Raw genomic sequence first — 11,537 nt, 5'->3', positions numbered from 1 at the left:
ACTGACCTCAGGGGCGGAGGGTGCTGACAACACGAGGACAGCAGGGGCTGGTCCGACCACCGCCCCAGCCGCAACAGTGCCGCCCGGCCCGCCGCCCCGCAGCGGAGGGAGCGGTTCTGCGTGGCGCCGGCAACGATCCCTCCACGCTCGCACCGGCCGACGAGGAGCAATGCAACCAAGCGTGTTGCATGAGATCGCGTCCGGGCAGGTCAGGGCCAGTTTCGGAGCTGGCAGGCCCGGACACGACCTTCTGCACCACGTTTCAGGACCACCAGGTCCACCGCAGCAGCCCCTCCTCCGTGTCGGTGACGACCTCGATCTGGCCGGGGATCCGGCAGGTCGCGGCCACCCGGCCGCCCGTTCCTCCCTCAGGTACGGGCCCCTCCCCGATCGGGCGCCAGATGCCGTCCGCGACCGAAGCCGCGCGCGCCGTGCCATCGGTTCCGGTCGTGAAGGCCCAGGCGGTTCCGGGGTCCGGCACCGCCCAGGTCACCTCGCCGCCGGGCAGCGGCTGCCAGCCGTCCTCGGCCCGTGTGGTCAGCCAGCGCACGGGGTCACCTGCGCGCCGACGACCGAGGCTGATTCGTCCCTCCGGTCCGGAGGCGGCAAGCAGCGTCTCGCCCCCGTCGTGTGCCACGGCGCAGCGCGTCACGGGGTACCCCGGTCTCTCCAACTCCTCCCATGTGCCGCCGGACAGGGCCAAGGCGTCGAGGTCCCAGAGCCACAGTGTGCCCAGTACCGAGCGGGCGACGAGAATCCCGCCGGTCATCTCCACCCGCGATCCCGGGGCCAGGTCGAAGCCGGTGGTCCTCACCTGTTGCCACAGCCCGTCGTCGCCAGGAGCCCAGCCCCTGCGGACGAACACCTCGCCGTCCGCACCCGTCAGGCAGAGGTCAGCGGTGACGGAGAGCAGATCGCCGCCCGGGACGGCGCTCAGCGCGCTGCCGGCCCCCAGCGGCACCGCTTCCACCGTCAGCCCGTCAAGCGTCATCGGGCGGACGTCGGACCATCCCTCGCCCCAGTGGCCCTCGGCGTCGCTGACCCGCACCAGCAGCCGTCCCGCGCTCACTGCCCAGACGGTCGCCTGTCCACCAGCGCTCGTCACGGCCGCCCACGACGAGACCCGCGACCAGTCCGGCACGTCCCCCATGGGTTCCACCCTGTTCCACACCCCGACGCTCATGCCGCACTTCGCCCGTTTGTGCCACAACTGCCTCTCTTCGTCGACGAGGAAGAGGTCGTGGTGGTCCAGCCACACCGAGCCGGCCTCCGGTTGCCGGGCCAGCCTCCATCGCCGCGCCCGCACCGCCCCCGGCACCGCCGCCCACTCGGCCCACGCCGACATGCGCACGGCGAACGGTCTCGGTCCTGTCTCACGCCGGTCGCCCTCCACGTCCACGCGGCCGAACGGCACAGAACACTCCCGGAGACGCCAGTCGCCCATGAGCGCCTTGAGCGAGTACGAGGCCTTCCACTCGGGGTCGCCCAGCGCGTCGAGCAGCGCCAACGGTCCCAGCGAATGGGACGGTTCGAGGTCCAGCAGTTCGATCGGGTCGGAGGGGTCAGGGGGTTCCGGCAGCCGGAGTCCGAGCAGCCCCGGGTCGAACGGGTCGCCGCCGGACGCGGGATGGGCCAGCGAGAGCGTCATGTCGGGCGAGCGACGCACCGGACGGTCCAGGAAGATCCACTCCACGTCGTGGGTGGTGTCCTCCCCCACCGGTCCGGCCGCGATCACCTGCCCGGTCGTCAGCCGTTCGCAGCCCACCTCCACCGTCGCGGTCGCCACGGTGAACGCCTCCATGGCCTCGTCACCGGTGTGCAACTGGATCACGAGCGCGATGATCGTCCCGGCTTCTCGTGACCCGGTCGGGGGCTGCTCCACCCGGACGGGGTGCCGGAAGTCCCCGAAGTCGTGGAGCAGTGAGCGGCCGTTCCACTCCAGGCAGTAGGCCCGCTGTCCCCATTCCACGCGGCCGCCCCGTACGAACGGCGTCTCGAACCGCGGGAACAGGTCGGTCGCCAGCTCCCTGCCGTTGAGCTCGAACTCCCCTCCGTCGCCGTTGGCCAGGCGCAATCGGTCCGATCCGCCGCCGGGCCGTGGCACGTCGTAGGTGCACTCGAGGTCCCCGACGTCGTCCACGTGCACCCGGGCGGACGAGACCCGGTCCATGAACGCCTCGAAGCTCCCGAACTCGCTCTTCGAGCCGACCTGCACGATCCAGAGGTTCTTGCCGTTGACGTACCAGTCCTTGTCGGCGAACAGGTCCGGCGGATCCTTCCAGATTCCGTCCTCGCCCTTCTTCTTCAGGCGCCCCTCGTAGGGGTCCGACTCTTTCGTCAGCCATTCGGGGCGCTTGTTGGAGAAGACCCCGACGTATCCCTCCTCGGGCTCGGCGGACGAACCCTCGGAAACGGGGTGGACCACCTTCCCGAACAGCCAGAACCCCTTGGGGCCGATGTGCCCGATGTCGAGCAGCGGGAAGTTCCCGTCGTCGTACGCGGACGTCCGCCGCTCCACCACCTGGTCGAACCCGGCTTTGGGGAACCAGGCGTGCGAGCCCGTCTCGGCGAGGAAGTCCTGGATGTCGTGGAACTCCGACGCCATGATCGCCGCGCCACCGTACTGGACGACGCGGGGCAGCGCCCAGTAACCGGTCCACCAGTCGGGGCCGTCGTCGCCCTTCGGACTGAGGGGGTTCATGCCCTCGACGAACTCGTTGTTGGCGACGACCGCCGCGACCCCGCCGCCGACGGCGCCGACCGGTCCGAGCAGCAGGCCGCCGACCAAGGCCCCCGCGCCGAAGGCGGCGAGGTCGGAGATGTCGAGTCCCCCGAACCCCGCGGTGACGAACACGTTGACCGCGCCGTTGAGCGTGGCCTGTTGGACGCTGCTCTGGAAGTTGAGCTGGCCGTAGCGGAAGTTCTGCGCGGTGGAGAGCATCGCCCCGGGCGAGCGGTAGGTGACGATGTTGGTGCGGGTCCGGCTCGACCCTTCGAGAACCAGGGACAGGTCGTCGGCGGACTGCTCGTCCAGCTCGTCGGAACCGCCGCCTGTGAAGGGGGCCGTCACGAGTCCCGGCAGGTCGAGGAGGCCGCTGACCGGCGCCCGGACGAGGGGCAGGATCGTCTCGACCAGCCACCGGATCGGGCCGAACGCCTCCGCCTTCTCCAGGCCGAAGCGGTGCACCACCCGCAGGGAGTTCCGCACGACCTGTTTGTCGAAGAACGCCGACATGCCCCAGAAGAAGACCGTGTCGTCCTCGACCTGTCCGTATCCCTCATGGGTACGGGCGATCTCACGGTTCACCTCCGCGATATGCGGGAAGTGGCGGGCGCGCCTGCCGGCGTAACCGCGGAGCAGCGAGTCCTTCACCTCGGACTTCTGGGACCAGGTGATGCCGTACTTCGCGGCCTCGTCGAAGGTGACCGAGACCCGGGACCGGTCGGTGAAGGCGTACGGGGGCGGGTTCGTCCCGATCTCCAGGAGCACCTGGGGCACGGGGTACGTCGAAGAGGCGAAGCTCGCGCCGATCTGGGCGTTGCCCTCGTTGAAGACGCCCTTGGCGCCGTAGAGGATCTCCACGACGTCGCCGAGGCCGTTGTCGAAGCCGTGGCTCTTGGACTTGAACTGGCTGCGCCCGCCGGCCGCGCCCATGGCACCGCGATGCAGGAACCGGGCCACGTCGAAGAGCATCAGGTCGACCGCCATCGTGGCCTTGGTGCGCACCTCCTCGTCGAGGGCGAAGTCGACGAGGTTGAGCAGTGCCCAGAGGTGCTCGCGGTAGTACCCGGACGAGTTGTACTCCATCCAGCCGAACATCAGGCGGTTGTCGAGCCACTTCAGGACCCGGGCCCGTCCGCGCTCGCGGCGCCGGGTCCCGGTCTTCGTGCCGGTCCGGTCGCCCGGGTCGGCGAAGAGTGCGCACGGCTGGAAGGTGTCGTCCTCCCAGAGCTGGCCCAGGAGGTACTCCGAGGAGGCGAACATGATGTAGTGGTTCTCCGACCAGAACTCCATCTCCCGGTCGGCCTCGTCCCCGTATCCCAGGGCTGTCTTGACCTTGTTGAGCCGGTCGTTGTCCTTGGCCCGGGGCTTCTCGTCCATCCAGAACTTGTAGGACAGCAGGCCCTGTTTGAGGATCTCGCCGGCCAGCGGCGACCAGCTCGGATCCTGACCGCGCGGGTCGGCGGCGGTCGTCTCCAGGATGTGGCGCAGCCGGGCCGCGGCGCTGTGGAGCCGGGTGGGGAGTTCGGGATCGCCGGTGGCGGCGGCTGTCGCGGCGCGCGCCTCCACGAAGCGGGTGAACCGCTCGTCCGGAGGCGTACGGGTGGTGCGCCAGCGCGGCGTCGTTCCGGCGACGAGACGGGACGGCAGCGGACCGTACCGGTAGAGGATCCGCACCAGCTGGCAGAGTCCCATGTCCGAGTTGGGCTTGAGGCCGACGCACTCGCCGAGCGGCTTGTGGATCACACCCGACCAGTACGCCAGGCGTGGGGACGACGGGGATGCCGTGACCGGAGTCATGGATCCGCCGCCGACGGCGACCGAGAACCGGTAGCCGTACGGCTCCTGGGCGACGTCGAGCAGTCGTACCTTCACCGCCTCGCCCGCCGGGCGCTCGGTGCCGGCGGCCAGCAGGGCCGCGAGGGCGGCGCGGTACGCCGCGGGCGCGGCCGGGTCGAACGGTGGCCGGACCCCGCCCACGGCCTGCGCGAGTTCGGTCTCGAACCCGTCGACGTACCGCTCCAGGCAGGTGACCCACTGCCGTACGTCTTGGCAGTTCTCGCCCGCGGTGTTGTAGAGCTCCGGGATCAGCCACGGTTTCTCGGCGGCCAGTTCGGCGCGGGCGATCGCGGAGGCGATCCCCTCGCCTTCCGGTTTCTGATCGGTGTACACGTCCGGGCGCTCGCGTGGGAACCGGCCGAGCGCGGACGGCGGGTCCGTCACCGACCCGTACGCGCTCGCCTCGTACTCCGTACGCAGGGCGCCGAGCCGCTCCGCGACGCGGCGGGGCTCGCGGGCCCCGAGCCAGTCGCCCATGCGGCCGACGAGCGAGGCGTCGAAGGCGTCGTGGCGCTCCACCTCTGCCTGGGTCCACACGGGTTGTTCGCTGTCGAGGTAGACCCTGCCCGTCTCCGCCCGCTGTTCCGAGATCAGGTCGAGGCGCGGGTCCGTCGAGTCGGGCCGCAGCTTCCGGAAGGCGTCGTAGTTGAAGCGGCGCAGCTGTGTCTCGTAGAACCAGCGGGCCCGGCGTCGTACCGCTTCGCGCAAGTCCTCCGCCATGGCGTCAGGACTCCGGCCCGCAGGACGTGGCGGGCCAGCTGGGCAGCGTGGCGTCGTCCTTGAGGAGCACCAGGGTCGTGGGCAGGGCGACCTCCCACTGCTCCACGCACACCTCCTGCCCGGGAGCGCGGTTGGCCGCTTTGATCTCCTCGATGATCGACAGGTAGTGGTCGCCGTACATGTCGGGGATCTCCTCGCCCATCCACACGTCCCCCGTCTCGTGGTAGTGGGCCAGGGCCGCCTCGAAGCCGGGCCGTACGGGGACGACCACCCGGGCTGCGCCAGCCTTGAGGAACGCCTCGAACTGGGGGTCGGCGTCCTGGGCGAGCAGCATCTCCTGCCATCGCAGGGGGCGGGCCCAGTAGTAGGGGTAGCAGGTGTACATCAGGTTCTCCCACTCGAAGGCGCGCTCGAAGAACGCCACGACGGAGCCCCATTCGCGGACGGACAGGGGATCGGGGAGTGTCGCGCCCGGGGGTGCGGGTGCGGGTGTCGGCGTGGGCAGCCAGGTCGTCGGGTGCTCGCCGAGCAGCAGGAAGACGAAGGCCCGCTTGAGCTCCTGGAGGGTGACCGTGGGGTCGTGGGCGAGCCCGCCCGCGGCGGCGAGCTGCACGCGGACCGCGGTGACGTAGCGGGCCAGCTTCTCCTCGTACTCGGCGAGTTTGCGCTGGTAGCCGCTGATGATGGTGGCGTGGGTCTTGAGCTGCCACTGGGCGTAGGCCTCGTCGGTGCGCTGGCAGACCAGGGCGACGGCGTAGGCCATGGAGGTGACCTTGGAGAAGCTGCCGACGCTGACCGGGACGTCGCCGGTCTCACCGGCCATGGGGAACGAGGCGTTGAGGAACGGGTTGCCCGCGTCCTGGATCCGCCGGTAGGTGTTCTCGCCGACGAAGACCTCGAGCGTCGCCCCGGGCGCCGGGAGAATGTAGTCCGCGTTGGTGGTGTGCACATAGCCGCTGACGGCCTTGTACCCCTCGGGGACGGTGAGCTTGAAAACGCCCTTGTGGGCAACGTGGGACTCGCCGCCGTAGGCCGCCACCGTCTTGCTGCCCTCGATCACCTGCGCCTGCGACACCGTCCTGGCGTAGACGGCCGGCGGAGGGGAGACCGACCCGGTGACGCCGTACTGGGTGGCGTACCACATGTAGTTGAAAGCGTTGACCTGGTCGGGGTAGAGGTCGGGCGTGATCGGCTTGACGAGCTGGAACTGCTCGGGCTGTGCGGCGTCCTTGAGCGCCTGCGTCAGCACGGCGGCCGGTTCGGGCACGACCACGTCGTACATCAGGCGTTTGCCGTAGTTGAGGACGCGCAGGTTGTACACCTTGTCGACCCACTGGTAGATCCCACGGATCTTCTGCGAGCCGTTCTGGCTGTTGTCGAGGATGTGTCCGACCCGCTCGACGTAACTGCGGCCCTCGCGGCTCACCCGCTGGCGGCGCACTTCCGAGGTGCGCCGCTCGACGGACTTGGCGACGACGGTCTGGGCGAAGTTGGTCTTGGTGTTCTCCACGAGCCGGCCGTAGTCGGAGGAGGTCATGCCCTCGCCGGCGTGGGTGCTCTGGTGGCCCGCCTCCCGCTGGGTCTCGGCGGCGAGTTCGTTGCGGTCGGTCGACTGCTGGTCGCGTTCGTCGGACTGAGAGGTCACCGTCTCCTCGGTCTCGATGATCTCCGATTCCTCGGAACGCCGGGTGAACCGGCGGAACTGCTCGCGCTCCAGGACGTTCTCGATGTGCGAGATCTCGCCCGCCCGGTACCCCACCGTCTCCTGGCGTACGACGAGCAGATTGCCCACTCCGACCGGGCGTGTGACCGCTTTGCTGAAGTCGGGCACCTGGGCGGGGGCGTCGTCGGCCGCCGGCACCACCGGCTCGGTCTCGGCGAAGAGCTTCCCGCCGATGCGGTAGACCTTCGCGGTCGTGGGTTTTTCGAGGGGCAGCAGTTCCTCGTTGAGCGCGAGGAGCCGACGCCCGATCCGGTCGAGCGCCTCAGGAACGGAGGTCCGGTGGGCCTCGATCCGCAGCACCGCCAGGGCGGCGTGCTCGGCTTCGTCGAACCTCGTCCACGCCGCTTCGGTCAGGCGCAGCGACGACGGTCCCGAGGCACCCGCCGACTCGTCGCCGGGGGACTCCGCCTCGTACGCGGCGGTGTCCCCCGGTGGTGTCTCGGAGGTGACGAGCTCCAGCTCCTCGGGGCGAGCGGTGAGCAGCCTGTCGTACGCGGCCTGGAGCCTGTCCCGCTCCCGCCGCAGGGTTTCGGTCCGCGCGCGCTCCTCGGCCGGGCCCTCGTCGGCCGTCCGCCGGACGTGGCTCGCGCCCGACGGCTGCGGCACCACGGCCAGCGGGCCGGGCGGGATCCGCAGGGGCCGCGCGAGCAGGCGTCGCACCTCCGCACGGTCCAGCTTGTCCGGTGTCGTGGAGGGGGGTGTGCCGGGGCCCGCTGCCGAGGCGGTGGAAGTGAGGGCTGCCAGGTGGCCGAGGAAAGCGGCGGCCCGCAGCTGGCGGACGACCGTCGCCGCGTCCACGGATCCGTACCCGGTGACGAGCTTCACCGCCACGACCGTGTTCTGCAACAGCTCCAGGTCGCCCTTGAAGGCGGCTCCGGAGACCACCTGGGCGACGGGCGCCCCGAAGGTCGTCTGCACGAGCTGGCGGACGGTCTGGGTGTTGACGACCGCGAGCTTGTCGAGCGCGTCCTCAAGTCCACCCAAGGGCTTGCCCAGTTTCGTGGGGTCGGCCGTCGGGGAGGTGAAGTGGTCGGCCAGGAACTGTCTGGCGAGAAGCCGCACCTGCTCGCCCGGCGACGTCTGTCCCCCACCGACGGCCTGCTCCCCTCCCCCGCCCGCGGCGTCTTCCAAGGCCTCCTGGAACGCGGACTGGTTCGTGGCGTCGATCGCGTCGGTCCGCGCCGGCACTGCGAAGTCGTGCTCGATGTAGCGGAACAGGTCTGTCATCTTCGTCTCCCGCCGAACCGGGGCAAGCTTGGTGACTCTAAGTTACCTAATTGCTCCTTTAGGTAATCGAAGGTTCACTCGATCGGTGGAGGGCGCCCAGTTGCGCGGGGTCCGCGCATGAACGCGCCAGCTCGTACGGAGGGCGCGTACGCCGAGGAGACGCGGGTGACCCGGTGCCGCAGCGTCGCAGCGATCGACGCACGAGCGAGTGTTCGCGTCGATGGACACGGCCCGGGACGGAGGGGTCGCTTTCTCACCGAGTACGCGACGCGGGCAGGCGAGGAGGCCTTCGACGGCGCGCGCAGGCCCGCACTGGAACCACCCTGCTTCCCGCTGACGAGCTCGTGCCGATCTGGGCGATGTCGCTCGCGCGCTCCGCGGTCTCGGGACCGAACCTCCGGCCGGGCTGACGAGGAGCTCTGTGGCCGGTGGGCCGGAAAGACGGAGGCTCTCGCGGAACCCGTCGCCCGGTCCAGGTACCCGGACCGGGCGACAGACGCACACCGCCCTCTGCGGTCAGCCTCCCTGGACCATCAGCGGTCTCCTCTTCACTGCCTCGATGGCCGCCGTCGCTCGATGCGGGGAGTACGAGATCCACTCCCCGTTCCCGTCCGTCAGAGGTTCAGTCCGGCCAGCCTGCGCCGGTCGAGCGGGGACGCGCGGCGATCGAGGCGTTGTTCGAGGAGGTGGCGGGCGGTGTCGCTGTGGCCCGCCTCCACCAGCGCGTACAGCAGGGTCTCCTCGACGACCTCGCGCTGTGCCGCGCTGCCTCCCACGCGGCGCAGCGAGGGCAGCAGTCCGCGCAGTTCCCGTACCGCGGTGGTCCACTCCTCCTCCAGGACCGCTTCCAGCGCGCTGCACAGCGGGACGACGACCTCCCGCTGCACCGGGTCCGCGCCGGCCGCGTGGGTGCGCAGGCGGCGGAGCGCGGGGAGGTCACCGGCGGCGGCGAGGGCGACGGCGCTGTGCAGGGCCGTGAACGCGGTCGAGGGACGTTCGACGAGATCGCGGGCGACCGCGTCGAGCACGCCGTCGACGGGGACGCGGCCGGTCCAGTTCCGGGACATGCGGGCCCGCCACAGCAGGGAGCCGGAGTCGACGAGGGCCCTCACCCCGTTCACCTGGCCCGGGGCGAGCTGGGCGAACCAGCGTCGGCGTACCGCTGCGGAGTCGTCGAGGGCCAGTTCGTGGAGCGCCACGTGCCAGGAGAAGTGCGCCCGGTGCACGGCGCCCCGCCCCTGGCCGCCGATCCAGCCGTCGAGCCAGTCCCGTCCGGTGTGGTGCTCACCGGACTCGTAGTGGACGTGGGCGAGGGCGTGCACGGCGTGGCCGGAGGCGGGTTGTGCGGCGAGCGCCGCACGGGCGAGCTCGCCGGCCTCCTCGATCCTTCCTTGCTCCTGCCGGACGAAGGAGAGGAGCGAGGTGTGGAACCAGTGCCCTTCGTAGGCGGGCGCGGTCCGCTCCACCAGACCGAGGGCCAGTGTGCCGTCGAGATCCGTGACGCCGGAGAAGGCGATGGTGGGGACGGCGATGCCGAGCGCGAACGCGTCGGCGGGGAAGCGGTCGAGGTGGTCGACGAGCGCCGCGTCGCCGTCGCCCGTTCCCTCGCGCGCGACGCCTGCGTGGGCTTCGTGCCCCCTGATGCGGCGCGTGACGACGTCGACGAACGACCGCTCCCGCTCGTCGCCGCGCTCCCGTACGCTGCGCTGGGCGTCCGCGAGCTCCCGGGCGACATCGACGTCCGCTCCGCATTCGTGACCGAGCAGGGCGAGTGCGGCGTGCCCGAGCGCGAACCCGGGGTCCAGTTCGGTGGCGCGCGCGAACGACTCGGCCGCCTTCGCCCGTACGGTGATCACCCGGGCGAGCCCGCAGCGGAAGGACGCCGCGGCTGCGGCATGGGTGGACAGCGGTAGCCCGAACTGGTCGGTGGGCCGGCGGCGTGCCGACCGGGGGGTGCTGGTGAGCGGGGTGAGTACGGCCTCGGCGACCTCCTTGGCCTGGTTACGGATCTCGGGGATCGCGGTCGTCTCCCACAGCTCGCCTCGGCGCGGCGCGCCTAGGGTGAACAGCGGCCGCTCCAGGCGTCCTCGGGCGTCGAACAGCCTGCCGCCGTCGGTGGAGACACCGATGCCCAGCGGTCCGGGTACGGCGAGACCGTCGGACAGCAGCCCGCTCCACAACGGGTCGCCGCCGGCGTCGGCCCTCAGCCCCGGCCCCGTACAGTCCACCACCCATGCCGCGCGCAGCTCACGGCCGTCGGCGAGGGTGACGATCAGGCCGCCGTCCTCTTGTGGTGCCGCGGAGGCGACCCGGCCGGCGTGGACGCGGAGCCTGCGGGCGGCGCGCGCCCGGGCGATGGTCTCGGCGGTGGAGGGTGCCATGCGATGCCGGTGCACGTTCCACGGAGTGGCGTCACGGCCGAGGAACTCCGCCCGCTCGTCGTCGGTGAGGCCCTGCCAGAGCCGTACGATCTCGGGCCGCAGCCCGTCGAATGCGGGCCGCCAGTCGCCGTGGGCGCGGCGCGTGGCGGCGAAGTGCCGCCTCAACTCCCTGCGGAGGCGGTGGAACGGGAGGGCGGCGAGGCCCGGCGGCGGCGGTACGGGGGGCAGCGGGGCGACCGCGTGCGGCTGGGGAAGCAGCCCGCTGCGGGACACGGCGTGCACCGTGCGGCCGGGGCGGTCGAGGACGAGCGCGAGATCGACGGCGGTGAGACCGGTGCCGACGAGGAGGATGTCGTCCGACTCGCCGACGGCGTCGAGCGCGCCCGGCCTCCAGGGGCGGGGGACGAACCGGTCGGAGGCGACCAGCTCGGCCGGGGCCCAGCCGGACCGGCCCGCCGCGGGCCCGGTGGCGAGGACCACGCTGTCCGCCGTCACCGTGCCACCGTCGGCGAGCTTGAGCTCCAGACGTCCCCCGGCCGCGTCGGCGCACCCCGTCGCCCTGGTGCGCAACCGCCGCACGGAGACCGTGCCGTGCGCCGTGATGATGGCCCGGCCGAGCGTGTCGGCGAGATACGAGCCGTAGCGGTACCGGGAGGCGAAGTCCGCCGCGGTGACGGTGGGTTCGCCGTGTCGGCAGAGCCAGCGCCGGAAGTGACCCGGGTCGTCCGGGTAGCAGCTCATGCCGCCGACGGGCACGTTGAGCCGGTGCTCGGGAACCTCGGTGGCGTACGCGGTGCCCCGGCCCGCCTCCGGCGCGGGGTCGACGAGGATCAGATCGAGCGGGATGCGGCGTCGGGCCGCCCCTTCGCACAGCTGGACGGCGACGAGCGCACCGGCCGCGCCCGCGCCGACGACTGCCACGGTC

3 protein-coding genes are annotated in these 11,537 nt (G+C 71.4%); all 3 read right to left on the bottom strand.

The window, feature by feature from the left end:
• Nucleotides 1-262: 262 nt before the first annotated feature.
• The 3 genes from ACFYUS_RS22905 to ACFYUS_RS22895 all read right to left on the bottom strand — a co-directional run bounded on the left by ACFYUS_RS22905 (nt 263) and on the right by ACFYUS_RS22895 (nt 11,533).
• The gene (locus ACFYUS_RS22905) at nt 263-5,281 is read right to left on the bottom strand and encodes a hypothetical protein (RefSeq protein WP_388854915.1); all 5,019 of its coding nucleotides are present in this window, start codon (nt 5,279-5,281) and stop codon (nt 263-265) included.
• Between the two features lie 4 nt (nt 5,282-5,285).
• A complete protein-coding gene (locus ACFYUS_RS22900; protein ID WP_388854912.1) occupies nt 5,286-8,231 on the bottom strand; it encodes a hypothetical protein in 2,946 nt (981 codons plus the stop codon).
• Between the two features lie 614 nt (nt 8,232-8,845).
• Nucleotides 8,846-11,533: an FAD/NAD(P)-binding protein gene (locus ACFYUS_RS22895; protein WP_388854910.1), complete on the bottom strand. Its 2,688-nt coding sequence runs from the start codon at nt 11,531-11,533 to the stop codon at nt 8,846-8,848.
• Nucleotides 11,534-11,537 lie beyond the last annotated feature (4 nt).

The organism is Streptomyces sp. NPDC004284, from assembly GCF_042874035.1.
Lineage (GTDB): Bacteria > Actinomycetota > Actinomycetes > Streptomycetales > Streptomycetaceae > Streptomyces.
This window is presented reverse-complemented; position numbering and strand designations above follow the sequence as displayed.